Genomic DNA, 25,052 nt, shown 5'->3' on the forward strand with positions numbered 1-25,052 from the left:
TCCGCCACTCGTCAGCAAGAAAGCAAGCTTTCTCCTGCTACCGTTCGACTTGCATGTGTTAAGCCTGCCGCCAGCGTTCAATCTGAGCCATGATCAAACTCTTCAATTCAAGTTCAATCGCTCAATAAACTGCTTAGCTATAAATAAAACACTACTTAAAAAGTAATTATGAATTTTCAGTTAAGCACCTATTAAGACTTCAAAATTAAAAATATTTTAAAACAAGTCAATCAACAAGTGCCCACACAGATTGTCTGATATATTGTTAAAGAGCAAAAAACAACGACGCACTTGGAAACTTAAAAACTTCACAACAGTGCGTCGTTGTGTGCGGTGCATTATAGGGATTTTCAAATCCCTTGCAAGTACTTTTTGGTAAAAATATTTAAAAAAATGTTCTTTTGGATAAAGTTAATACAAAAAGGTCTATTTGACATCAATTTTAGTCTATTTTTATTACATCTAAAGATTCAAATCCCCATAGGTGTAAAGCTTTTTTAAATTGAGATTCTTCAGAAAAATGGTCGGTACAAAACATTTGATTATGTTTTTCACCTTGAGCACGTATACTTTTACCATCGAGCAAATATTTTATCCGCTTAGCAATCGCCGCTCCAGGATCCATAAAATATTTAATTTGTGGCAAGCACAACTGAATTTCATCTTTGATGAGTGGAAAGTGAGTACAACCTAAAACTAATGTATCCAAATCTGCCATGTCTGCCCATGGAGATAACTCATCTTTTAAATCAATTAGATCAACGGAATGACCACGAATTTTTTGCTCCGCAATTTCTACTAATTTTGTTGTCCCCAATCTCTCAACAATACAATCTTGCGCAAATTTATCAATCAAATCATTGACATAATGACGTTTTACAGTACCCTTTGTAGCTAATAAACCAATATGTTTTGTCTTTGTCATTTCTGATGCAGGTTTAATAGCGGGCACAGTCCCAACGATAGGAATATCAAAAGCAGCTCGCAAAGGCGGAAGCACAACAGTACTCGCTGTATTACAAGCTATCACGATTGCATCTAATGGATAACGTTGATTAATCAGTTGGCAAACCGCTAAAGTGCGGTGAATAATACTTTCTTCTTCGCGTTCTGAATAAGGGAAGCCGGCATTATCAAAACAATAGAGATAATGCCAATTTGGTAATAACTTTCTGGCTTCACGATATACGCTAAACCCACCGACTCCAGAGTCAAAAAAAAGTACAGTTGGGCGTTTTTCTTTTGTATCCATTTAAAACTCTTTGAAAATTGACCGCACTTTTAAGCGTTTGAATAAATCTCTTTATTATTTAACCAACGACGAATCAGACTTTCTGCTAGATCAGGGTATTTTTGAATAAGTGATTTCGCATAAAATTGCACTGTTGGTATCATTTTTCTATCTCGCATTAAATTTGCTACTCGGAATTCAGCAATGCCCGTTTGTTTAGTTCCAAGCACTTCACCAGGCCCGCGAATTTCTAAGTCTTTTTCAGAAATAACAAATCCATCTTGGCTATCTCTTAGCACTTGCAAACGTTTTTGCGAAACTTTACCTAGCGGAGGTTTATACATTAGTACACAAAAAGAAGCCGTGCTGCCTCGACCGACTCTCCCTCGTAACTGATGAAGTTGCGATAAACCTAAACGCTCTGCATTTTCGATAATCATCAAGCTAGCATTCGGAACATCAACACCTACTTCGATCACTGTCGTTGCCACCAATAAATCCAATTCTGCATTTTTAAAACGCATCATGACATCTTGTTTTTCTTGTGGTTTCATCCGACCATGCACTAACCCAATATTTAACATAGGTAATGCTTTCGTTAAATCTTCCCAAATCGCCTCTGCAGCTTGAGCTTCTAAAACCTCTGATTCATCAATTAATGTACACACCCAATAGGCTTGGCGTTTTTCATTAACACAAGCGTTTTTTACACGCATCACAATTTCAGATCGACGTTCTTCAGAAACCACTACGGTTGTTATTGGCGTACGACCTGGAGGCAATTCATCAATAATTGATGTATCCAAATCTGCATATACGGTCATTGCCAACGTTCTCGGAATCGGCGTGGCCGTCATAATTAACTGATGGGGATAAAATCCCGCTTTTTCGCCTTTCTCACGCAACATTAATCGTTGATGCACACCAAAACGGTGTTGTTCATCAATAATCACCAATGCTAGATCGGAAAACTCTACTTCTTCTTGGAATAAAGCGTGCGTTCCCAACACCATTTGCACCGCACCAGTTTTAATTTTTTCAAGCTCTGCTTGTCTTGATTTTCCTTTTACTTTACCAGCTAACCAACCAACTTCAATACCGAAAGGCTCAAACCAACATCGGAAATTATTCGCATGCTGTTCTGCAAGAATTTCTGTTGGCGCCATTAAGGCGACTTGTTTGCCATTATCAATTGCAGTTAAAGCAGCCAATGCGGCAACCAATGTTTTTCCGGAGCCAACATCCCCTTGCACTAAGCGCATCATCGGATAATCTTTAATAAGATCTTGTTCAATATCCGACACAACTCGATTTTGCGCATTAGTTAGTTGAAATGGCAAGGTGGATAAAAATCTCTGTTTCAAATCTGTTTGATAATGTAGCGGTAAGGCAGAAAATTGCTGCGTTCCTAACCGCACTTTTTGCATAGCTAAATTATGTGCCAGAAGCTCTTCAAAGATTAAGCGCTGTTGTGCAGGATGCTTACCTTGCTCTAACATTTCTAATGAAATATCTGGCGGCGGACGATGCAATAATCGCAATGCCTCTTTTAAGCTATATTGATGTGGATTAAATTCATTAGGCAAAATTTCTGCAATCTGAACTTTGTCGAGTAATGCCAAAGCCTGATCCGTTAATTTTCGTAATGAATTTTGTTTTAGCCCTTCCGTTGTGGAATAAATTGGCGTTAGTGTTTCTTCCAATACTATGGGCGCGTTATCTCGCACAATTTGATATTCTGGATGATGAATTTCTGGCATGTGACGCCCACGTTTTACCTCTCCAAAGGCCTTTACTCGCACACCTACTTGAAAACTATTACGCATTCCCGCATTAAAATTGAAAAAACGTAACATAATTTTCGATGTACCGTCTGACAGACTAACCGATAAAATCGGACGACGGCCAAAAGCGACTTCACAGGTTTGTACAATTCCTTCAATGGTAAAATATTGTTCGGAACGAAGATTAGCGATTGGCGTAATTCGCGTACGATCTTCATAGCGAATAGGTAAATGAAAGAGTAAATCTTGCAGGTTATGAATGCCGATTTTAGCCAGTTTATTAGAAATGGCCGCACCAACACCAGAGAGGCTGGTCAAAGGTACGGCATCAAGAAGTTCAAGGCTCATAGCTCATTAATATTGCGTTTGACATTAACGACGCCAGTGATGCCTTTAATGCGATGAACGATATTGGCAAGGTGTTTGATATCTTTTACACAAACCTGCAAAATCACAAGCAATAAATTGTTCTCTAATTCTTCCGTCCAAATATTTTGAAGACTACTTTCGCTCGCAGAAATTGCGGTCATTAAACTAAGCAAGGCATTCTGCTCATTCAATATTTCTATTTGTAATTCTGCCTCAAAATTCACCGCACTTTGAACATTATCCCATTTAGCCAGCGATTGACGACAAGCATTTTTCAAACTTGCACAATGTTGATGGTGTACCACTACTGTGTTTTCTTGTGTACAACATCCCACAATAGGATCACCAGGGATTGGATGACAACATTGAGCAAATCGTGTTTTACCAACTTGCATTGGTGCAATAGTGAGTATTTTTGATTCAAATTCAAAATTCTGAATATTAGAAGATTCTAATGGCACGCCCACAAATTGATGCGCAATGATGGAGGCAGACTGATTACCTAAACCAATTTCTCGTAATAATTCATCTAAAGAAGAAAGCGATAAAGCATCTAATACAGTTCTAATTTGTTGAATAGAAAAATCACCTAAATTATGAGGCTGTAATGCTGCATTAAGTTCAACTTCACCTAATTTCACCGCATCCTCTTCACAACGCTGTTTGAGATAATGGCGAATCCGTGTTTTCGCACGAGCAGTTACCACGAAATTTAACCATGCGGCTTCAGGATGCGCATTTGGATCGGTGATGATATTTACCGTTTGACCAGACTCAAGAGCTTGTGAAAGCGGATAAGGTTTATGCTCAACAGTCACGCCAACACAAGTATTCCCCACATCTGAATGCACAGCATAAGCGAAATCCACTGCCGTTGCGCCCATTGGCAATTCAACAATTCGACCTTTTGGGGTAAAAACATAAATTTCTTTCGGGAAAAACTCTGATTTTACATTTTCAATAAACTCAAACGAATTACCTACACTTTGTTGAATTTCGACCAAACTTTGCAGCCAGCGCTGCGCGCGGATTTGTGCGGTTGTACTGTCGTTTTTACCATTTTCTTTATAAACCCAATGCGCAGTAATGCCCATTTCGGCGACTTGTTCCATATCTTCAGTATGAATATGAACTTCTACAGGAACACCTTTCGGCCCAATCATTGAAGTTTGCAAAGATTGATAGCCATTTGCTTTAGGTACGGCAATATAATCCTTTACTCGACCAGGACGTGGCTTATAAAGATTATGCATTTGCCCCAAAACGCGATAACAATCATCCACATTTTTTACAATCACACGGAACGCATAAATATCCATAATAGAATGGAATTCTTGATCCTTTATGCGCATTTTTTGATAGATTTTGTAAAGGTGTTTTTCACGCCCCCACACTCGGGCAAAAATGCCTGCGTTTTCTAACCGCACTTTAATCTCTTGTGAAATTCGTTCGATTAAATCTTGCCGATTACTACGCGCCACATCAATGAGTTTTTTTAACACCTCATAACGGTGTGGATGCATTGCTTGAAAAGATAAGTCTTCTAATTCATTTTTGATATGCTCAATACCTAAACGATGAGCAAGCGGACAATAGATTTCAAGCGTTTCTTTCGCAATACGGCGGCGTTTATCTGGTCGTAACGAACCAAGCGTGCGCATATTATGCGTGCGGTCTGCAAGCTTGATTAACACAACACGAATATCACGCGTCATCGCCAAAATCATTTTGCGAAAATTCTCGACTTGTGCTTCTTGGCGAGTACGGAATTTCAACTTATCGAGTTTTGATACACCATCTACAATTTCAGCTACACTGGCACCAAACTCTTCTTTCAGTTGTTCTTCCGTATAAGGTGTATCTTCAATAACATCGTGCAAAAGCGCTGCCATTACCGCTTCGTGATCTAAGTGTAGTTGAGCAATAATGGAGGCTACCGCCACAGGATGGGTAATGTAAGGTTCGCCGCTGGAGCGAAATTGTCCCTCGTGCGCATCTCTTGCAATCACAAACGCACGCTTAATGAGTTCAATTTTATCTGCGGGCAAATACCCTTGAATAATTCGATCTAAATCCGCAAACAGTTCCAAAGGAGACCTACTTATTATTGAAAGAGAAAGTGCGGTTAAAATATCGTGATTTTTACCGCACTTTTAAAAGATTATTCTGTAATTAATGCAACAGCTGCTTCTTCCGTTTCTTGCACTTTCGCCATTTCTTGGAATTCTTGTGCATCCATAATATCTTGATTAATCAAACCTTTTTCGATTTCACGTAATGCGATTACTGTTGGTTTGTCATTATCTTCTGGCACTAACGGCGCACTTTGGTTAAGTTGTAATTGTCTTGCACGACGCGCAGCCGTTAAAATTAAATCAAAACGGTTACCAATTTTTTCTACTGCATCTTGCACAGTAACACGAGCCATAATTTACTCCGATTTGTCAAAAATTACTCTATTGAAAGGGTGTTATAATACTCAATTTCACCCTCTTTTACTAGTAGCTGTTGAATTAACATTGCATTTTGTTTTTGTTGATAAGCTTTTGTTAAGCGTTCCGATTGCAAAATACTTTGCAAATCTTTTAATGCTTTCTCAAAATCATCATTCACAATGACATAATCATATTCGTCATAATGCGAAATTTCACTTATCGCTTTTGACATTCGTTCAGCGATAACCTCTTCACTATCTTGCCCACGACCAATTAAACGACGTTCTAACTCTGGCAATGAAGGCGGTAAAATAAAAATGCTTTTTACCGAAGGCACTTTTTTACGGATTTGTTGAGCGCCTTGCCAATCAATATCTAAAAATACATCAATACCTTTTGCTAAATTTTCTTCAATCGCAGGTAAAGAGGTTCCATAATAATTTCCACCAAAAACTTTGGCATATTCTAGAAATAAATCTTGCTCAATGAGTGATTCAAACTCTTCTTTTGATACAAAATAATAGTGTACACCTTCAACTTCACCTGGGCGTGGGGCACGGGTCGTATGTGACACAGAAACCATTTTTTGAGTTGAGCTATCTGATGCCAATAACGCTGAAATTAATGAAGATTTTCCCGCACCACTTGGTGCAGACAAAATATAAAGATTACCTTGAGACATAGAACATTTAACCTTCTCTAACAATTTCAGTCTATTATGCAGATTTCTCTATAAAAAATCATCAAAAGTGCGGTGATTTTTTCGGTACTTTTTGATTCTAATGATGATTTGATATAGATCACAAAAAAGTAGTAGGGTTTATAGTTTTATAAAAATGCTCGTGCTATACTCTGTGCGCTGTCTTACTGAGTGAGCAGTATTACTCAAAGCAAACAGATTTGTTTAACTTAAATAAAAGGTGAAAATCTTATGGCAATTAAAATTGGTATCAATGGTTTCGGCCGTATCGGTCGTATCGTATTCCGTGCAGCACAACACCGTGATGACATCGAAGTTGTAGGTATTAACGACTTAATCGACGTTGAATACATGGCTTATATGTTGAAATATGATTCAACTCACGGTCGTTTCGATGGCACTGTTGAAGTGAAAGATGGTAACTTAGTGGTTAATGGTAAAACTATCCGTGTAACTGCAGAACGTGATCCAGCAAACTTAAACTGGGGTGCAATCGGTGTTGATATCGCTGTTGAAGCGACTGGTTTATTCTTAACTGATGAAACTGCTCGTAAACATATCACTGCAGGCGCGAAAAAAGTTGTATTAACTGGCCCATCTAAAGATGCAACCCCAATGTTCGTTCGTGGTGTAAACTTCAACGCATACGCAGGTCAAGATATCGTGTCTAACGCATCTTGTACAACAAACTGTTTAGCTCCTTTAGCACGTGTTGTTCATGAAACTTTCGGTATCAAAGATGGTTTAATGACCACTGTTCACGCAACAACTGCAACTCAAAAAACTGTAGATGGCCCATCAGCTAAAGACTGGCGCGGCGGCCGCGGTGCATCACAAAACATCATTCCATCTTCAACAGGTGCAGCAAAAGCAGTAGGTAAAGTATTACCTGCATTAAACGGTAAATTAACTGGTATGGCTTTCCGTGTTCCAACTCCAAACGTATCTGTTGTTGATTTAACTGTTAATCTTGAAAAACCAGCTTCTTATGATGCTATCAAACAAGCAATCAAAGATGCAGCTGAAGGTAAAACTTTCAATGGCGAATTAAAAGGCGTATTAGGTTACACTGAAGATGCAGTTGTTTCTACTGACTTCAACGGCTGTACTTTAACTTCTGTATTTGATGCAGACGCTGGTATCGCATTAACTGATTCTTTCGTTAAATTAGTATCTTGGTACGATAACGAAACTGGTTACTCAAATAAAGTATTAGACTTAGTAGCTCACATTTACAACTACAAAGGCTAATTAAAACTTTGAAAAAATTAACCGCTCTTTAGAGCGGTTTTTTATTATCTGAAATTTAGTTTACGATCTAAAAATGAACAAGGGATCACTAAAAATAATTTAAAATAATCAATATTCTTCTAGCTTTTATTTCTATTTAAGATTATATTAGCGCACAAGTGTTCGCTCAATAAAATCAAAAAATAAGGTTAATATGAATCTCGATCTCCATTTTGTTAATCGTATTCAACAACAAGCCAAAACTCGTGCAAATATGACCGCACTTCGCTATAAAGAACACGGCTTGTGGAGAGACATCTCTTGGAAAAATTTTCAAGAGCAACTCAATCAACTTTCTCGTGCATTGCTTGCTCACAGTATTGGTGTGCAAGATAAAATCGCTATTTTCGCCCATAATATGGAACGTTGGACAATCGCTGACATTGCGACGTTACAAATTCGAGCAATCACAGTACCTATTTACGCAACCAATACTGCCCAGCAAGCAGAATTTATCCTAAATCACGCCGATATAAAAATTTTATTCGTGGGCGATCAAGAGCAATACGATCAAGCATTGGAAATTGCTCATCATTGTCCAAAATTACAAAAAATTGTGGCAATGAAATCCACAATTCAATTGCAACAAGATCCTCTTTCTTGCTCTTGGGAAAGTTTTATTGAAACAGGTTCAAACGTACAACAAGATAAACTTACTCAACGCTTAAACGAAAAACAATTATTGGATTTGTTTACGATTATTTATACCTCAGGCACTACTGGAGAACCTAAGGGTGTCATGTTAGATTACGCTAATCTCGCTCACCAATTAGAAACACATGATCTTTCACTTAATGTGACAGATCAGGACATTTCACTTTCTTTCTTACCCTTTTCGCATATTTTTGAACGAGCTTGGGCGGCTTATATTCTTCATAGAAGTGCAATACTTTGCTATTTAGAAGACACCAACCAAGTGCGGTCAGCTTTAACGGAAATTCGCCCAACTTTAATGTGCGCCGTGCCACGTTTTTACGAAAAAATTTATGCCGCCGTCTTGGATAAAGTTCAAAAAGCACCAAAACTTCGCCAAATTATGTTTCATTGGGCAATTTCCGTAGGACAAAAACATTTTGATTTACGTGCGAATAACAAAGCTATTCCATTCTTATTGAAGAAACAATTTGCTTTAGCAGATAAATTAGTGCTCTCAAAACTTCGCCAATTATTGGGTGGTCGTATAAAAATGATGCCTTGCGGAGGAGCAAAATTAGAACCTACTATTGGGCTATTTTTCCATGCTATTGGTATCAACATCAAATTAGGCTATGGCATGACAGAAACAACTGCGACCGTTTCTTGCTGGCATGATTGCCAATTTAACCCAAATTCAATCGGCACACTTATGCCAAAAGCGGAAGTTAAAATTGGGGAAAATAATGAAATCCTAGTGCGTGGCGGAATGGTGATGAAAGGCTATTACAAGAAGCCAGTAGAAACGGCTCAAGCCTTCACAGAAGATGGTTTCTTAAAAACTGGCGATGCGGGAGAATTTGACGAACAAGGGAATTTATTTATTACCGATCGCATTAAAGAATTAATGAAAACCTCAAACGGCAAATATATCGCGCCACAATATATCGAAAGCAAAATTGGTAAAGATAAATTTATCGAACAAATTGCGATCATTGCTGATGCGAAAAAATATGTATCCGCGCTTATTGTGCCTTGCTTTGATAGTTTGGAAGAGTACGCTAAACAGATCAATATTAAATATCATGACCGTTTAGAATTATTAAAAAATTCTGAAATTCTGAAAATGTTTGAGCAACGTATTAATGCGGTGCAAAAAGAATTGGCTCATTTCGAGCAAATAAAAAAATTCACGTTACTTTCTCAAGCATTTAGCATTAAATTGGGTGAAATTACACCAACATTAAAATTACGTAGAAAAGTGATTTTAGAACGTTATCGTAAACAGATTGAAGATATGTATAATTCAAAAGAATCAAAAAATTCATAACTAAAAGGCTCTCGTTTGAGAGCCTTTTTCTTACCCGTTATTCAGGAAATTTTTCTTCCAAAATTAATGCTAGCCCATCTTCATTATTGGTCGCGGTGACTACATTTGCAGCTTGTTTAATTTCATCAGGTGCATTTCCCATTGCCACCCCAAGCCCAACATGTTCTAGCATATCCAAATCATTAAAATTATCACCAAACGCAATCACTTCATCAGTTTTTACGCCAAAATAATCTTCCAAAAAACGCACCGCACTTCCTTTGGTTGCACTCTTGTGCATCACCTCTAAAAAGTTAGCATGGGAACGACAAATACTCAGATGTGGAAATTTTTCCTTTAAAATAATTTCAATCTCAATGATTTCTTGTGCCTCCCCAATAATTTGAATTTTATGTGGCGAACATGTCGCTACTTCATCAAAAGGATGAATCTCAATTTTGGTGACGCTGCGTTCGTAAATCACCCATTTATTTTCTACATCGCGAGCATGGCAATCATTATTTGTATAATAATTCACGCCAAGCAAAGGATGTTCCGCCAAAACGGTATTAATATATAAAATATCCTTTGGATCAATTTGTACGCTATAAATTGGTTCAAGATGTTGATTCAAAATAAGTGCGCCACTAAATGCAACAAGCACATTATTTGTTTCAAGTTGTTTCCAATAAGGCAAAATACCTAAAGGAGAACGCGCCGAAATTGGCACAAAAGGAATACCATTCGCCGTTAAACGCTTAATTGCCGCAACAGTTCGAGGGGAAATGGTATGTTGAGAGGTTAATAAGGTGCCATCAAAATCACTAAATACCGCTTTGTACATCATTACTCCGAATAAAGATTATTTCTCTGCTAGATAAGGATCATCAAAGCCTAATCCTTGCATAATTTGGGTTTCTAAACTTTCCATTTCTTCAGCTTCATCGTCTTCAATATGATCGTAACCGAGTAAATGTAAGCTACCATGCACAACCATATGCGCCCAATGTGCTATTAATGCTTTCTCTTGTTCTGCAGCTTCTCGCTCCACAACTTGACGACAAATGACAAGATCCCCTAACAATGGCAACTCCACCTCATCGGGGCATTCAAACGGAAATGAAAGCACATTAGTCGGGCGATCCTTGCCACGATAAGTTAAATTTAATTCATGGCTTTCGGCTTCATCCACAATACGAACCGTCATTTCAACTTCATCCCCTTCCGGTTGAACTGCAGCTGTTGCCCACTGCACAATCTGTTCTTCTGTTGGCAAACCCTCTATATTTTCTGTGGCAATTTGCAGATCAACGAATATACTTCCCATTTTACTCTCCTAAATTCTTTTCAATTTCTGACCGCTCTTTTTCACGTTCGGCTTTACGAAGCTCCACTAATTCTTTTCGACGAATTTTATCTTGCACTTCCCATTCTTCGTATGCTTGCACGACTTTAGCCACCACCGGATGGCGCACAATATCTTTACTATCAAAATAGTTAAAACTTAATTCTGGTACTTTTTCCAACACTTCAATCGCATGGCGTAAACCAGATTTTGTGCTACGAGGTAAGTCAATTTGCGTAATATCGCCCGTAATCACGGCTTTAGAATTAAAACCAATGCGGGTTAAAAACATTTTCATTTGCTCAACTGTCGTGTTTTGGCTTTCATCTAAAATAATAAAACTATCATTAAGTGTACGCCCACGCATATAAGCCAAAGGCGCAATTTCAATAACATTACGTTCCATTAATTTTTGCACTCGCTCAAAACCTAGCATTTCAAACAAAGCATCATAAAGCGGACGTAAATAAGGTTCGATTTTCTGACCTAAATCCCCCGGTAAAAAACCTAGCTTTTCGCCCGCTTCTACCGCAGGGCGAGTAAGTAAAACGCGACGAATTTCTTGACGCTCTAAAGCCTCAACTGCTGCAGCAACCGCTAAGAATGTTTTCCCCGTTCCTGCTGGGCCAATACCAAAACTAATATCGTGAGTTAAAATATTATGTAAATATTGAACTTGATTTTCGCCTCGAGGTTTAATCACACCTCGCTTAGTTTTAATCGTTGTACTGAAAACATTATTTTCAGCACGGTTCGGTTCAACTTGAGATAGCATTCGGCTTTCTTGTAAAGCCATATGCACATCTTCCAAATCTAACTCTTTCACTTTACCTTTTACGGGCGCAGTTTCAACATATAAATCTTGAATTAATTTCACCGCACTTTTTATCAATTTTGCATGATAAGGTTTTGGATCCTCTTCCACACTATCAATATGAAACGTGAAATTATGACGAGCAATGACAAGGTTAAATTCTTTTTCAATAAGTTTTAGATGATCATCAAATGCACCGCATAAAGATTGCAAACGTGCGTTATCTTGAGGTTCGAGAGTAAATGAAAGCATGGGGATACTAAGCTGGTGAAAATTGCGGTTATTCTAGCGTAATTACCACTTCATGGGAAACAATCATCACTTTGTTTTCACCCATATCCCCACTATAATATGCATCCTTGATTATGTGACAAGCTGAATATATTATGACTGAACAAAATAACCCTTACGACGAACTTAGATACTACTCAAGACCCTTTTCTTATACGAGCATTGCGCTTCTGGAAGGGAATGCAACATTATGGGGATTAACCCCTCCAGCACTCAAAGGTGCTAAAGTATTAGAATTAGGTTCTTCTTTTGGTGGAAACTTAATTTCTCAAGCGGTTTATTATCCAGATACTGAATTTGTAGGTATTGATTTAGCAGATAGTCAAATTACTCAAGGTAATGAAATTATTCAATCAATGGGATTAACAAACGTTCGTTTAGAAACAAAAAATATTCTCGATATTACGCCTGAATTTGGCATGTTTGACTACATCATCGTGCATGGTATTTATTCTTGGGTACCTGATAATGTTAAAGATAAAATCCTTAAGGTTTGTCGTGAGAATTTAACGCCAAATGGTATTGCTTATATTTCTTACAACACCTATCCCGGTTGGAAAAGCCGCGAAGTTGCACGGGATATTATGCTCTATGCTAATAAATACACTCAGAATTTACCACTCTCTGAGCAAACTCGTCGTGGCAAAGCCGTTGTTCAATTATTCTCAGATGCAATTAAATCGATTGAGTCTGAAAAAAACAATAATAAGAGCCGAATCAATAACTTCGATAATATTCAAACTAAAGGCGATCATTACATCGCACATGAATATCTCGAATATCACAACCACCCTTTCTATTTGAATCAATTTGTTGATAGCCTACATCAACATCAATTAGCTTATATTGGCGATACGGATTTTCAACTTTCATATATTTCTTGGATGCCACAACATCTACGTGACATGATCAATCAATTATCCGAAACAGATTATGTTGCACGTGAGCAATGCCTTGATTATCTTTACGATGTAGCATTCAGAAGAAGTTTACTATGCCATGCTCATTTACAAGATAAAATTAACCGTACAGAAACTATTGATAAAGCATTATTAAATAAATTAACTTTTATTGGACAGAACAAAGAAAATAATCTGAGCCATATATTCAATAATAAAGACGTAGAAAAATTACTTGAATACTTTATCTATCAAGTAGTTCATTTCACTATTCAATCATTAATTGATCACGTTGCTGAGCATAAAGAATTTGAAAATCTCACAGAGAATGAAATTTACTCTTCCGTATTGTTAGCAATTATCTTCGGTTATATCAATGTTTTTCTCACACCTTATCAAACATATACGTTTGAAGATAACAAAACTTATGTACCAAAACGATTTACTCAATATGTACAGGTCTTATTAGAAGGTGCAGATCAATATATCGGTGCAGGCAATATGTATAATGGAGGCGTTGAAAATTTAAATGAACTGCATGTTTATATGATGTCTCAAATGGAAAAACCGACAACTAAAGCGGAACTTAATGCGTCACTCAAAGCATATTTAATTGAAAATGGCTACAAAGATATGAACAACAACGAAAAACTCATTGATGAAGAATATGATTGTTCAGGATTATGTGATTCTATTTGTAAAGTATTAGCAGACTTAGGTTACATCCAACCTGCTACACCATAAGCAAAAAGCAAAATTGAAAGCAAGTAACATACTAAAGGAGATCGATTAGCTCTCCTTTTTTTGTCCCAATCGCAAAATTCAAATTGAAAACTATTTGCATTTATTGGATTTTAGAAATAGAATGAAGCCAATTCAATATAAATTAAGATCCATTCTCAAAAACAAGGAGTTTTCAATGACGTTAAAATCATTCAAAATTGCGACACTCGCTGCCGCACTTACATTCTCAGCAAGTAGCTTTGCAGATATTACTGTCTATAATGGTCAGCATAAAGAAGCAGCAAAAGCTGTTGCTGATGCTTTTACACAAGAAACGGGTATTAAAGTTACTTTAAATAGTGCTAAAAGCGAACAGTTAGCAGGTCAACTTAAAGAAGAAGGCGATAAAAGCCCAGCCGATGTATTCTATTCAGAACAAACCTCTCCATTTGCCACACTTTCTGAAGCAGGTTTATTAGAACCACTTTCAGCCAATACGATCAAACAAACCTCTCACCAAGGTGTACCAGTAGCACCTAAAAAAGATTGGATTGCATTAAGTGGTCGTTCTCGTGTTGTAGTTTATGATCACACTAAATTATCTGAAAAAGATATGGAAAAATCAGTACTTGATTACGCGACACCAAAATGGAAAGATAAAATCGGTTATGTACCAACCTCTGGTGCATTCTTAGAACAAGTTGTCGCTATTGTTAAACTAAAAGGCGAGAAAGTTGCACTTAATTGGTTAAAAGGCTTAAAAGAAAATGGTAAACTTTACGCGAAAAACAGTGTTGCATTGCAAGCTGTTGAAAATGGCGAAGTGCCTGCAGCCTTAATTAATAACTACTACTGGTATGCATTAGCAAAAGAAAAAGGCGCAGAAAACTTAAAAACTCGTTTGTACTTTATTCGTCATAAAGACCCTGGTGCATTAGTCACTTACTCTGGTGCTGCAATCTTAAAATCATCTAAAAATAAAGAAGAAGCGAAAAAATTCGTGGACTTCTTAGCAAGCAAAAAAGGTCAAGAAGCCTTAGTTGCTGTACGTGCAGAATATCCATTACGTACAGATGTGACTTCCCCATTCAATATGGAACCTTATGCTAAATTGCAAGCGCCAGTAGTTTCAGCAACTACTGCTCAAGATAAAGAACAAGCAAATAAATTAATTGAAGAAGCTGGTTTAAAATAAGCCCGCTAACGTCGCAACTGTATTTTCACCAAAAGTGGAGATACAGTTGCCACATATAAAGGACTATCTTTTGACCCGAACTCCCCCACTTTGGCTCACCATCATTATTTTACTTATTGGTTTACCGCTCTTATTACCATTTCTATATATTCTTTTCCGTGCGATTGAAGTCGGATTAGGTCGTAGCCTCGAGCTTCTTATTCGCCCAAGAATGGCGGAATTACTGAGCAACACAATGCTTCTCATGGTCTGTGTAACCATTGGATCCATTTTTCTCGGTACGCTTTGTGCATTTTTACTTGAACGCTATCGCTTTTTTGGAAAATCATTTTTTGAAGTGGCGATGAGTTTGCCACTTTGTATTCCAGCCTTTGTGAGCTGTTTTACTTGGATTAGCCTCACCTTTCGAGTAGAAGGTTTTTGGGGAACGATTGGCATCATGACATTAAGCTCTTTTCCACTCGCTTACTTGCCTATTTCAGCTACACTTAAACGACTAGATCGCTCCCTTGAAGAAGTAAGCCTTTCATTAGGGAAAAGCCAAGCTTACACCTTTTGGCACGCTATTTTCCCGCAATTAAAACCAGCAATTGGTAGCAGTTTATTGCTAATAGCATTACATATGCTCGTGGACTTCGGTGCAGTTTCAATTTTAAATTACCAAACATTCACCACTGCGATTTTCCAAGAATATGAAATGTCTTTTAATAACAGCACAGCAGCACTACTTTCCGCTGTATTAATGGCAATTTGTAGCATTATTGTGCTGGGAGAAACATTCTTCCGCGGCAAACAAACGCTTTACAACAGTGGCAAAGGTGTCACTCGTCCTTATCCAGTAAAAACGCTTTCTTTTGGCAAACAATGTTTAACTTTCGGTTTTTTCTCTAGCATATTCATCTTAAGCATTGGCGTGCCTGTGATTATGTTAATTTACTGGCTTATTGTGGGAACGTCACTCGAAAGTGCGGGTGATTTTTCAGAATTTTTATCGGCATTCAGCAATTCATTTATCATTTCAGGCTTAGGCGCACTGCTTACCGTAATTTGTGCCTTGCCATTGGTTTGGGCAGCTGTACGCTATCGTAGCAAACTAACCATTTGGATCGATCGCTTACCTTACCTATTACATGCCGTACCCGGCTTAGTTATCGCATTATCGCTGATTTACTTTACGATCAACTATGCCAACAGCTTATATCAAACCTTTTTAGTTATCATCGTGGCTTACTTTATGCTCTATTTACCAATGGCACAAACCACGCTTAGAGCCTCACTTGAGCAACTTTCTGATAATATTGAGAAAGTCGGACAAAGCCTAGGGCGAAGCCCATTCTATATTTTCCGAACTTTAACATTACCAGCAATGCTACCAGGCATTGCGGCGGCATTCTCTCTAGTATTCTTGAATTTAATGAAAGAGCTTACTGCAACACTTTTGCTCACGCCAAACGACATCAAAACCCTTTCTATTGCCGTTTGGGAATATACCAGTGATGCGCAATACGCTGCGGCAACGCCTTATGCACTCATGCTCGTTCTCTTTTCAGGAATTCCTGTGTTTTTATTGAAAAAATATGCATTTAAATAAAATGATAAATAATCCGTTATTAGCCGTTAAAAATCTCAATAAATTTTTTAATGAACAACAAGTTCTTCACAATATTTCCTTTACCTTGCAACGAGGTGAAATCCTCTTTTTGCTTGGTGCTTCTGGTTGTGGAAAAACAACGTTATTGCGAGCGATCGCAGGATTTGAACAACCCAATACTGGCGAAATTTGGCTAAAAGAGCGGTTAATTTTTGGCGAGAATTCTAATGTGCCAACGCAACAGCGCCATCTAGGTTATGTGGTACAAGAAGGAGTTCTGTTCCCTCACTTAAATGTCTATCGCAACATTGCTTATGGATTAGGGAATGGAAAAGGGAAAACGGATGAAGAGAAAATGCGGATTGAGCAGGCAATGCAACTCACTGGAATTAGTGAATTGGCAGAACGTTTTCCTCATCAACTATCAGGCGGACAACAACAACGTGTGGCGCTAGCTCGAGCACTAGCGCCGAATCCAGAACTGATTTTATTAGACGAACCTTTTAGTGCCTTAGATGAACATCTTCGCCAGCAAATTCGTCATGATATGCTAAAAGCGCTGCGTCAAAGTGGTGCATCAGCGATTTTCGTTACCCATGATCGTGATGAAGCATTACGTTACGCGGATAAAATTGCCGTAATTCAGCAAGGAAAAATCTTGCAAATTGATACACCTCGCACACTTTATTGGTCGCCTAATCATATTGAAACCGCAAATTTTATTGGTGACAACATCGTGCTATCGGCGAATCTGATTGATGAAAACACAGTTCAATGCCAATTAGGTAATATTCCTGTAAACAACAAATCAACCTCGCTTAAACAAGGTAAGATTTTGCTTCGTCCAGAACAATTCAGCCTGTTTAAAACATCGGAAAATCCAACCGCACTTTTCAAAGGGCAAGTAAAACAAATCGAATTCAAAGGGAAAATTACCGCTATTCAAATTGAAATTAATGGCTACGCAATATGGATTGAGAACATCATTTCCCCCGATTTATCTATTGGCGATGAGCTGCCAATTTATTTGCATGGAAAAGGGCTTTTTTACACCTAATAATAAAGCCTTATCTTCACGATAAGGCTTTATTTTAAACAATATATTCAGAAAAAATTTGTTCAAGATTTGATATTAAACAGTCTGCGCCTAAAATATTTTCCCCTTTCCATGCCTGTTGTAAAATGTCTGGAGAAAATTGCTGGCTTGCCAATTCAGCTAACGGCAAATAACTGATATGCCAAGGCTCCCGCCCCACTTTCTTATTGGACTGCATATTCATAAAAGGCAAAGCAAAATCAAAGTGCGGTAAATTTTCGGTAAGAAATTCACTCAATTCAAAGAAATAGCCACCTTTTTCATATTCCCAAGGCTCCAGCTGTAAAGATTTCCCCTGTGGCAAAAGATCAGGATCGAAAATATCCACTTCCGTTCCCCAATGATGACGGCTAGCACCAGGCAATGCAGACCAACGTAAAATTACCTGACATTTTTGCCAGTCATCTAATTGGCTCAAATCTAATGCTTTGCCTGCGTCATCATGGACTTTTCGCTCACCCTTAAATTTGCTGTTCCAAATAAGCTGTTGGCGTTCAAAATCACGAAAACTACTCGCTGGCTGTAAATTAAAGCCATTTTTCGCCGCACTTTGTTGCAAACCTTGAAATGCTTGCACAGCTTGTGTTTGCAAAAAATGATTTGATGAATGAGTTGCGGGTAAATTGACTAAATGCTCACGGGACTTTCCTGTAAGCATTTCTGGCGTTAATTTCATTTTAGCTATCCAATAAATTCACTAACATTTTTTGATAAATTTCACCGCACTTGCCAAGGTCTTCTACACTGACGCATTCATTTACTTTATGAATTGTTGCGTTAAGTGGACCAAATTCCACTACTTCAGCGCCCATCAATGCAATAAAACGACCGTCTGACGTACCACCACCTGTTTCGGCCTTTGGCGTTATGCCTGTGATTTCCTCAATAGCGGAGGTTATCGAATCTAATAATTTACCTGGTTTTGTTAAAAACGGTTTACCAGATAAATTCCATTCAATACGATATTTCAAATTGTGTTTTGCTAGCATTTCAGCCACTTTTTGCTTGATGATTTCATCTGTGACTTCTGTGCAATAACGCAAATTAAACTGAATATATAACTCACCTGGAATCACATTATTACTTCCCATACCTGCGTAAATATTAGCAATTTGTAGGCTTGTTGGAGGGAAAAACTCATTACCTTCATCCCATTGGTAAGTCGTTAATTCTTGCAAAAATGGCGCTGCTTTATGGATTGGATTTTCAGCTAAATGCGGATATGCTACGTGCCCTTGAATCCCCTGAATATAAAGGTTTCCTGTAATTGAGCCTCGACGACCATTTTTGACAACATCGCCTAAGTTTTTAGCACTCGATGGCTCGCCAACCATACAATAAGTAATTTTTTCACCACGCGCCATTAAAGTCTCAACCACACGCACGGTGCCATCTTTTGCAGCAGCCTCTTCGTCAGACGTAACCAATAATGCAATAGTACCCTTATGATTAGGGTTTGCTTTTACGTATTCTTCTGCTGCCACAATCATTGCTGCAAGGGATCCTTTCATATCCGCCGCACCACGACCATAAAGCATGCCATCAATAATCTCAGCAGAAAACGGCGGAAACGACCACTGATTTTCATCGCCAGTAGGCACAACATCCGTATGTCCTGCAAACGCGATAACTGGCTCGCCCGTTCCGTGTTTTGCCCACAAATTAAGCGTATCATTAAAAGGCATCCATTCAATTTGAAAACCTAATTTTCCTAAACGTTCGGCAATAATTTTCTGACAGCCCTCATCATTCGGGCTAATAGACGGGCGACGAATTAAATCTTGCGCTAACGAAATCACTTTTTCTCTCATAAAAACTCCTAAGAAAATAACCGCACTTTAAGCCAAAGCAGCCTGATATTCCTTTTCATTAAATCCAATTAATGCCTTCCCATCTTGTAAAATAATTGGGCGTTTAATTAAGGTTGGATTCTCAGCCAACACGGAAAGTGCAGTAGCTTTATCAAGAGAATTTTTAACTTGCTCATCCAAATTACGCCAAGTTGTACTGCGTTTATTCACCAACACATCCCAGCCAAATTGAGCTTCTGCTTGGACTAAAAAATTCGAATCCAAACCATCAACACGGTAATCATGGAGTTTGTGTTCAATATTGTGATCCGCTAGCCATTTCAACGCTTTTTTTACTGTATCGCAATTTTTAATGCCGTAAACTGTAATCATGTTTCACCTAAAAAAATAAGAAAAATCCTCAATCTAATCAGACTGAGGATTTTAACCCTTATACTACTTCATCTCAAATGAATTAACCTAACAACTTATTTATGCGTTTAATAAATGCAGCTGGGTTTTCCAAAGAGCCACGCTCTGCTAGCATAGCTTGTTCAAGTAATAATTCCACCCAATCAGCAAATTCTGTTTCATCTGTAATATCAGCTACTTTTTTCACTAAGTGGTGTTCTGGATTAAGTTCAAAAGTGTATTTTACGTCAGGTACAGGTTGCCCTGCGGCTGCGAACAATTTCGCCATTTGGGTCGTCATTTGATCGTTATCTGTAGAAACTACCGCTGGTGTATCTGTTAAATTGTGGGTTAAACGCACCGTTTTCACTCGTTCACCAAGTAAATTTTTCACACGCTCAATAAAACTACCAAAGGCTTCATCTTGTTGTTTTTGCGTTTCAGATTCTTTATCAGCTAAATCGCCTAAATCCAAATCTGCTTTTGTGATACTTTGTAATTGTTTACCATCGAATTCAGTTAAATAGCTTAACATCCATTCATCAATGCGGTCGGAAAGCAATAAAACCTCAATGCCTTTTTTATTGAATAATTCCAAGTGTGGGCTATTTTTCGCTGCAACATAACTATCCGCTGTAATGTAATAGATAGCTTTTTGCCCCTCTTTCATACGAGAAATGTAATCTTCTAAAGAGACAGTTTGCTCGCTGCTATCATTATGTGTTGAAGCAAAACGCAATAACTTCGCGACAGTTTCTTTGTTAGCAAAATCTTCTGCAGGGCCTTCTTTCAAGACTAAACCAAACTCTTTCCAGAATTGAAGATATTTTTCTGCATCATCTTTTGCTAATTTTTCTAGCATTTGTAATGAACGCTTAGTTAATGCTTTGCGTAATGCAGCAGTAATTTTGTTATCTTGTAAAATTTCACGAGATACATTTAATGGCAAGTCATTGCTATCGATTAAACCACGCATAAAACGTAGATAATTCGGCATAAATTGCTCAGCATCATCCATAATAAATACACGTTGAACATAAAGTTTTAAGCCGTGTTTATGTTCGCGATTAAATAAATCCCAAGGTGCTTTCGCTGGCACATAAAGCAAACTAGTATATGCTTGATTTCCTTCCACTTTGTTATGCGCCCAAGTCACAGGATCAGCAAAATCATGGCTTAAATGTTTGTAAAACTCTTTATATTCCTCATCGGAGACATCATTTTTAGAACGCGTCCAAAGTGCATCGGATTTATTAATTTTCTCCCATTTTTCACCGCACTCTTTGCCTTCATCATCATATTCTTTCGTTAGCATTTCTACTGGCAAGCCAATATGGTCAGAATATTTACCGATAATTTCACGTAAACGCCATTCATTTAAAAATTCTTTTTCATCTTCGCGTAAATGTAAAATCACATCAGTGCCACGGGATTTTTTCTCAATATCCGCCACAGAATATTCGCCTTCACCCGCAGATTCCCAAAGTACAGCTTTATCCGCCTCTTCGCCAGCTGCTCTAGTTTTTACAGTCACTTTATCTGCCACAATAAAAGCTGAATAAAAACCCACACCAAACTGCCCAATAAGTTGGCTATTTTTTGCTTGATCCTGGCCAAGTGCGGTTAAAAATTCTTTTGTTCCTGATTTTGCAATCGTACCTAAATGATCGATGACTTGCTCGCGAGTCATACCAATGCCGTTATCGCTAATTGTAATAGTGCCTTTATCCGCATCAAAGCTAACACGCACACGCAAGTCACCATCACCTTCATATAAAGCAGGGTTGGAAAGTGCTTTAAAGCGTAATTTATCTGCAGCATCAGAGGCATTAGAAATTAATTCACGTAAGAAAATTTCTTTGTTGGAATACAAAGAATGAATCATTAATTGGAGGAGTTGTTTGACTTCAGATTGAAAGCCGCGAGTTTCTTGATTTTGTGACATAATTTTTTCCTTCATAAAGATAAAAATTGAACGTCACAGATATAAGAATAAAAAGAAAGATTTCAAGGGGAAAACCAAAGTGCGGTGAATTTTCACCGTATTTTATTCAAACATTTTCCTAAAATATCTAGAAATGAATAACGGTGATCACCATAAGCAATCACCGTTAAACCAAAAGTGTTTTCTTAAGGAGATTTGGGTACTCTAAAAATTAGAATCCGTAACCAACACCAACTTTTGCACCATAGTTATTAACTTTAGTATTATCAAAACTACCTAGACGATTGTATTCAACACCGCCATTTGCATACCAGTTACCATCTAATTTATATTTAGCACCCGCTACAACACCATAGCCAATTTTAGTTTCAGAAGAACTTTTATATACTTGGTTAGCTCGATTATCATATTTGAATTGGTTAGCTGCAACACGAGCGCCTACATAAGGTTCAACTTTAGAATTTGTATCAAAATCATATAATACTGATGCACCTAAACCGTGAATTTTCGCACCATCAACTTTTCCGTGATGAGTATAATCACCTGCGACACGTGTATTTCCTAATTTATAACCAACCGCTACACGAGGTTCAACTCGGGTATTATTGCTACCGTTTGCTTGAGTTTGAGATAAACCGATATCGCCTTCAGCATAGATATTCGCATTTGCAGCAGAAGCAAAGGCAAATGCACCAACAATAACGGCTAATAAAGATTTTTTCATTGGATAACTCCTTTATTTATTGAATAAACTGGAAAAATATATCACAAAAATGATTTCGTTTCATCGACAAAAACTAATTTTCCCTTACATTTTCTACATAAATATTCAATCTTTTCTCTTACTATTCTATTATGACGACGAGTACTTAGAAAATGTGTTTGGCACGCACAACTATATTCAAAGGTTTCACCTTGTACATTTTTTATATCAAATTGATGGCAAGTATCCGCAGGAAGCTTAAAAATTTCATTCATTACAAGCTGCCACTCTTTCCCATGAGGTTTTACACGACCAAACATTTGATACACAATCAAATGAGCAAGCTCATGTGGCACGACTTGTCGAATAAATTCATCCACATTTTCTAATAACAAAGTGCGGTTAAATTTTATTTCATTTTTTTGTAGGTAAGCCACTCCAGCCTTTATTCCACGTAACTCATAATTTACCTCAGGCATTATAAATTTTCGCTTAAAATAAACCTCTGCAAGCTGCAAAGACTGATTCAATTTACGTTGCACTTGCATTTTTAAATGACGAAATGGAATTTGCTCTATTGATGCCATGATTGAAAAAGAAAAAACCGCTAGATAAGCGGCTTTTATATAATTTACTAAATTAAAAAATAAGATTATTTTAATCCCGCTGCAACACGTAATTCTGCTGCACGATCCACTTTTTCCCAAGGGAATTGCTCACGACCGAAATGACCATAAGCTGCTGTTTCACGATAGATTGGTTGAATTAAATCTAACATTTTAATTAAGCCATAAGGGCGTAAATCAAAGAATTCACGAACTAACGACACTAATAATTCATTCGCAACTTTTCCAGTTCCAAAGGTTTCGACCATGATAGATGTTGGATCAGCCACACCAATCGCATAAGAAAGTTGGATTTCACAACGATCTGCCAAACCAGCTGCAACAATATTTTTTGCGACATAACGTGCCGCATAAGCTGCTGAACGGTCAACTTTAGATGGATCTTTTCCTGAGAATGCGCCACCACCGTGACGAGCAGCACCACCGTAAGTATCCACGATAATTTTACGACCAGTTAAACCACAATCCCCCATCGGTCCACCAATAACAAAACGGCCAGTCGGATTAATGAAGAATTTTGTTTCTTTAGAAAGCCATTCACTTGGTAATACAGGTTTGATAATTTCTTCCATCACACCTTCGTGTAAGTCTTTTTGGCTAACTTCTTCGGAATGTTGAGTAGAAAGCACAACCGCATCCACACCAACAATTTTATTATCTTCATATTTTAATGTTACTTGGCTTTTAGCATCTGGGCGTAACCATGCTAATTTACCGCTTTTACGCACTTCAGCTTGTTTTTCCATTAAACGATGTGCATAAGTAATAGCAGCTGGCATTAATACATCCGTTTCATTGGTAGCATAACCAAACATAATACCTTGATCGCCTGCGCCTTGATCTAATGGATTTTCACGATCAACACCTTGATTAATATCTGCAGATTGTTTACCAATTGCATTAAGCACCGCACAAGAATGACCATCAAAACCCATTTCAGAATGTTCATAACCAATATCACAAATCACTTTACGTGTTAAATTCTCAATATCGACCCATGCTGATGTTGTAATTTCACCACCCACCAATGCCATACCGGTTTTTACATAGGTCTCACAAGCTACTCGTGCTTTTGGATCTTGTTTTAGGATTTCATCAAGTACCGCATCAGAAATTTGATCGGCAATTTTATCTGGATGCCCTTCAGATACAGATTCAGATGTAAATAAATAGCTAGACATATTTTCTCTCTTTTTCTTTAAATTTGGATGTATTGACGTATAGACGTCTATAATACGTATTTTAGCTTAATAAGCAAGCGCTATTATTGATTAATCGCAGCAGGAATATTCAACCAATTACGCAAAATTTGCTCACCGAAGTCTGACATATAAGACTCTGGGTGAAACTGAATGCCATAAATTGGTAAAGATTTATGCTGTATAGCCATGACCACGCCTTCATCACAAAGTGCGGTAACTTCTAGGCAACTAGGAAAATCTTTTTTCTGTACGCCCCAAGAATGATATAGCCCGATATTAAATTCGCTTGGAAGGCTAAAAAATAATGGAGAATTTGACCGCACTTTTAAAATTCGTTTCTGGCCATGACGGACTTTCTGTAAGTTATACAATGTACCACCAAAAAATTCACATAAGGTTTGATGCCCTAAACACACACCTAAAATAGATTTTTTCTGATGATATTTTTCCAACATGGAAAAAAGTTGTGGATAAACTTGTGGTACATCTGGCCCCGGTGAAATCAATATATGACTATATTTTTCCGCTGTACTTTCTTTTAAATCTTCCACATTTAAAACATCATAAGGCACATTTAATTTTCGAATTAAATCCACCAAGTTAAAAGTAAAAGAATCGTGATTATTAATGATGAGTAATTTCATAACCGCTCGGCATTCGTTATAATCGG

The 25,052-nt window shown here is 37.7% G+C and carries 22 protein-coding genes and 1 rRNA gene; 6 read left to right on the plus strand and 17 right to left on the minus strand.

From position 1 onward, the window contains the following. The 6 genes from KKW16_RS02995 to gmk all read right to left on the minus strand — a co-directional run. Positions 1–109 (minus strand): 16S ribosomal RNA (locus KKW16_RS02995); the annotation flags it as partial. Positions 110–442: 333 nt separating this feature from the next. Continuing rightward, positions 443–1,252: a glutamate racemase gene (gene murI, locus KKW16_RS03000; RefSeq protein ID WP_140450061.1), complete on the minus strand. Its 810-nt coding sequence runs from the start codon at positions 1,250–1,252 to the stop codon at positions 443–445. Between the two features lie 29 nt (positions 1,253–1,281). Continuing rightward, positions 1,282–3,363: an ATP-dependent DNA helicase RecG gene (gene recG / locus KKW16_RS03005; RefSeq protein ID WP_140523154.1), complete on the minus strand. Its 2,082-nt coding sequence runs from the start codon at positions 3,361–3,363 to the stop codon at positions 1,282–1,284. After that, positions 3,360–5,474, minus strand: a complete 2,115-nt coding sequence (spoT, locus tag KKW16_RS03010; protein WP_048953693.1) for a bifunctional GTP diphosphokinase/guanosine-3',5'-bis pyrophosphate 3'-pyrophosphohydrolase — start codon at positions 5,472–5,474, stop codon at positions 3,360–3,362. Before spoT ends, recG begins: the two co-directional genes overlap by 4 nt. Positions 5,475–5,545: 71 nt before the next feature. Next, on the minus strand, positions 5,546–5,812 hold the full coding sequence (rpoZ, locus tag KKW16_RS03015) for a DNA-directed RNA polymerase subunit omega (RefSeq protein ID WP_005625717.1): 267 nt from the start codon (positions 5,810–5,812) through the stop codon (positions 5,546–5,548). 23 nt (positions 5,813–5,835) lie between these two features. Further along, positions 5,836–6,501 carry a guanylate kinase gene (gmk, locus tag KKW16_RS03020; RefSeq protein ID WP_048953694.1) on the minus strand — a complete coding sequence of 222 codons (666 nt, stop codon included), beginning with the start codon at positions 6,499–6,501 and terminating at the stop codon, positions 5,836–5,838. Between the two features lie 249 nt (positions 6,502–6,750). Here gmk and gap point away from each other — a divergent pair, with 249 nt between their 5' ends. Both gap and KKW16_RS03030 read left to right on the plus strand, forming a co-directional pair. Next, complete coding sequence (gene gap, locus KKW16_RS03025; RefSeq protein ID WP_005634934.1) at positions 6,751–7,770, plus strand: type I glyceraldehyde-3-phosphate dehydrogenase; 1,020 nt, start codon at positions 6,751–6,753, stop codon at positions 7,768–7,770. Positions 7,771–7,963: 193 nt separating this feature from the next. Beyond that, positions 7,964–9,772 (plus strand): AMP-dependent synthetase/ligase, encoded by a 1,809-nt coding sequence (locus tag KKW16_RS03030; protein ID WP_181153956.1) that lies wholly within the window; start codon positions 7,964–7,966, stop codon positions 9,770–9,772. A gap of 37 nt (positions 9,773–9,809) precedes the next feature. Here KKW16_RS03030 and KKW16_RS03035 read toward each other — a convergent pair whose 3' ends face one another. Genes KKW16_RS03035 through KKW16_RS03045 form a run of 3 tightly spaced genes read right to left on the minus strand, consistent with a single transcriptional unit; the run spans position 9,810 to position 12,162 of the window. Next, positions 9,810–10,595 carry a Cof-type HAD-IIB family hydrolase gene (locus KKW16_RS03035; protein ID WP_181153959.1) on the minus strand — a complete coding sequence of 262 codons (786 nt, stop codon included), beginning with the start codon at positions 10,593–10,595 and terminating at the stop codon, positions 9,810–9,812. A gap of 18 nt (positions 10,596–10,613) precedes the next feature. Further along, positions 10,614–11,078, minus strand: a complete 465-nt coding sequence (gene ybeY / locus KKW16_RS03040) for an rRNA maturation RNase YbeY (RefSeq protein WP_106014152.1) — start codon at positions 11,076–11,078, stop codon at positions 10,614–10,616. Position 11,079: 1 nt separating this feature from the next. Further along, complete coding sequence (locus KKW16_RS03045) at positions 11,080–12,162, minus strand: PhoH family protein (protein WP_065265220.1); 1,083 nt, start codon at positions 12,160–12,162, stop codon at positions 11,080–11,082. 134 nt (positions 12,163–12,296) lie between these two features. Here KKW16_RS03045 and KKW16_RS03050 point away from each other — a divergent pair, with 134 nt between their 5' ends. The 4 genes from KKW16_RS03050 (at position 12,297) to fbpC (ending at position 17,666) form a co-directional block, all read left to right on the plus strand. Then, entirely contained in the window at positions 12,297–13,844 is a 1,548-nt protein-coding gene (locus KKW16_RS03050; RefSeq protein ID WP_065265221.1) for a methyltransferase regulatory domain-containing protein, read from the plus strand. A 175-nt stretch (positions 13,845–14,019) separates the two neighbouring features. Beyond that, complete coding sequence (locus KKW16_RS03055) at positions 14,020–15,018, plus strand: iron ABC transporter substrate-binding protein (protein WP_048953703.1); 999 nt, start codon at positions 14,020–14,022, stop codon at positions 15,016–15,018. Positions 15,019–15,088: 70 nt separating this feature from the next. Further along, entirely contained in the window at positions 15,089–16,609 is a 1,521-nt protein-coding gene (locus KKW16_RS03060) for an ABC transporter permease (protein WP_215767911.1), read from the plus strand. Next, entirely contained in the window at positions 16,596–17,666 is a 1,071-nt protein-coding gene (fbpC, locus tag KKW16_RS03065) for a Fe(3+) ABC transporter ATP-binding protein FbpC (protein WP_215767912.1), read from the plus strand. Before KKW16_RS03060 ends, fbpC begins: the two co-directional genes overlap by 14 nt. Before the next feature lie 34 nt (positions 17,667–17,700). Here fbpC and KKW16_RS03070 read toward each other — a convergent pair whose 3' ends face one another. The 8 genes from KKW16_RS03070 to KKW16_RS03105 form a co-directional block, all read right to left on the minus strand. Next, the gene (locus tag KKW16_RS03070) at positions 17,701–18,381 is read right to left on the minus strand and encodes a M15 family metallopeptidase (protein WP_215767913.1); all 681 of its coding nucleotides are present in this window, start codon (positions 18,379–18,381) and stop codon (positions 17,701–17,703) included. Position 18,382: 1 nt separating this feature from the next. Further along, positions 18,383–19,516, minus strand: coding sequence for a succinyl-diaminopimelate desuccinylase (gene dapE / locus KKW16_RS03075; RefSeq protein WP_215767914.1), 1,134 nt, complete (start codon positions 19,514–19,516; stop codon positions 18,383–18,385). 27 nt (positions 19,517–19,543) lie between these two features. Beyond that, the gene (locus tag KKW16_RS03080) at positions 19,544–19,888 is read right to left on the minus strand and encodes an ArsC family reductase (RefSeq protein WP_215767915.1); all 345 of its coding nucleotides are present in this window, start codon (positions 19,886–19,888) and stop codon (positions 19,544–19,546) included. 82 nt (positions 19,889–19,970) lie between these two features. Then, positions 19,971–21,851, minus strand: a complete 1,881-nt coding sequence (gene htpG / locus KKW16_RS03085) for a molecular chaperone HtpG (RefSeq protein WP_215767916.1) — start codon at positions 21,849–21,851, stop codon at positions 19,971–19,973. Positions 21,852–22,062: 211 nt separating this feature from the next. Further along, positions 22,063–22,575: an OmpW family outer membrane protein gene (locus tag KKW16_RS03090; protein ID WP_048953715.1), complete on the minus strand. Its 513-nt coding sequence runs from the start codon at positions 22,573–22,575 to the stop codon at positions 22,063–22,065. Positions 22,576–22,616: 41 nt separating this feature from the next. Next, positions 22,617–23,141 (minus strand): SprT family zinc-dependent metalloprotease, encoded by a 525-nt coding sequence (locus KKW16_RS03095; protein WP_215768020.1) that lies wholly within the window; start codon positions 23,139–23,141, stop codon positions 22,617–22,619. A gap of 65 nt (positions 23,142–23,206) precedes the next feature. Continuing rightward, positions 23,207–24,361 carry a methionine adenosyltransferase gene (gene metK / locus KKW16_RS03100; protein WP_005627231.1) on the minus strand — a complete coding sequence of 385 codons (1,155 nt, stop codon included), beginning with the start codon at positions 24,359–24,361 and terminating at the stop codon, positions 23,207–23,209. Positions 24,362–24,444: 83 nt separating this feature from the next. Further along, on the minus strand, positions 24,445–25,026 hold the full coding sequence (locus KKW16_RS03105) for an anthranilate synthase component II (RefSeq protein ID WP_048953717.1): 582 nt from the start codon (positions 25,024–25,026) through the stop codon (positions 24,445–24,447). Positions 25,027–25,052: the final 26 nt, after the last annotated feature.

Origin of the sequence: Haemophilus sp. SZY H8, from assembly GCF_018829755.1 — a bacterium.
Classification (GTDB): Bacteria; Pseudomonadota; Gammaproteobacteria; order Enterobacterales; family Pasteurellaceae; genus Haemophilus; species Haemophilus haemolyticus_K.

Bases quoted from the DNA above. Each gene is read 5' to 3' on its own strand.
- htpG (WP_215767916.1), bottom strand. From the start codon at position 21,851: ATGTCACAAAATCAAGAAACTCGCGGCTTTCAATCTGAAGTCAAACAA.
- KKW16_RS03080 (WP_215767915.1), bottom strand. From the start codon at position 19,888: ATGATTACAGTTTACGGCATTAAAAATTGCGATACAGTAAAAAAAGCG.
- KKW16_RS03050 (WP_065265221.1), top strand. From the start codon at position 12,297: ATGACTGAACAAAATAACCCTTACGACGAACTTAGATACTACTCAAGA.
- gap (WP_005634934.1), top strand. From the start codon at position 6,751: ATGGCAATTAAAATTGGTATCAATGGTTTCGGCCGTATCGGTCGTATC.
- ybeY (WP_106014152.1), bottom strand. From the start codon at position 11,078: ATGGGAAGTATATTCGTTGATCTGCAAATTGCCACAGAAAATATAGAG.
- dapE (WP_215767914.1), bottom strand. From the start codon at position 19,516: ATGAGAGAAAAAGTGATTTCGTTAGCGCAAGATTTAATTCGTCGCCCG.
- KKW16_RS03090 (WP_048953715.1), bottom strand. From the start codon at position 22,575: ATGAAAAAATCTTTATTAGCCGTTATTGTTGGTGCATTTGCCTTTGCT.
- KKW16_RS03070 (WP_215767913.1), bottom strand. From the start codon at position 18,381: ATGAAATTAACGCCAGAAATGCTTACAGGAAAGTCCCGTGAGCATTTA.
- KKW16_RS03095 (WP_215768020.1), bottom strand. From the start codon at position 23,141: ATGGCATCAATAGAGCAAATTCCATTTCGTCATTTAAAAATGCAAGTG.
- KKW16_RS03045 (WP_065265220.1), bottom strand. From the start codon at position 12,162: ATGCTTTCATTTACTCTCGAACCTCAAGATAACGCACGTTTGCAATCT.
- recG (WP_140523154.1), bottom strand. From the start codon at position 3,363: ATGAGCCTTGAACTTCTTGATGCCGTACCTTTGACCAGCCTCTCTGGT.
- KKW16_RS03035 (WP_181153959.1), bottom strand. From the start codon at position 10,595: ATGTACAAAGCGGTATTTAGTGATTTTGATGGCACCTTATTAACCTCT.
- KKW16_RS03105 (WP_048953717.1), bottom strand. From the start codon at position 25,026: ATGAAATTACTCATCATTAATAATCACGATTCTTTTACTTTTAACTTG.
- metK (WP_005627231.1), bottom strand. From the start codon at position 24,361: ATGTCTAGCTATTTATTTACATCTGAATCTGTATCTGAAGGGCATCCA.
- fbpC (WP_215767912.1), top strand. From the start codon at position 16,596: ATGCATTTAAATAAAATGATAAATAATCCGTTATTAGCCGTTAAAAAT.
- KKW16_RS03030 (WP_181153956.1), top strand. From the start codon at position 7,964: ATGAATCTCGATCTCCATTTTGTTAATCGTATTCAACAACAAGCCAAA.
- KKW16_RS03055 (WP_048953703.1), top strand. From the start codon at position 14,020: ATGACGTTAAAATCATTCAAAATTGCGACACTCGCTGCCGCACTTACA.
- murI (WP_140450061.1), bottom strand. From the start codon at position 1,252: ATGGATACAAAAGAAAAACGCCCAACTGTACTTTTTTTTGACTCTGGA.
- gmk (WP_048953694.1), bottom strand. From the start codon at position 6,501: ATGTCTCAAGGTAATCTTTATATTTTGTCTGCACCAAGTGGTGCGGGA.
- rpoZ (WP_005625717.1), bottom strand. From the start codon at position 5,812: ATGGCTCGTGTTACTGTGCAAGATGCAGTAGAAAAAATTGGTAACCGT.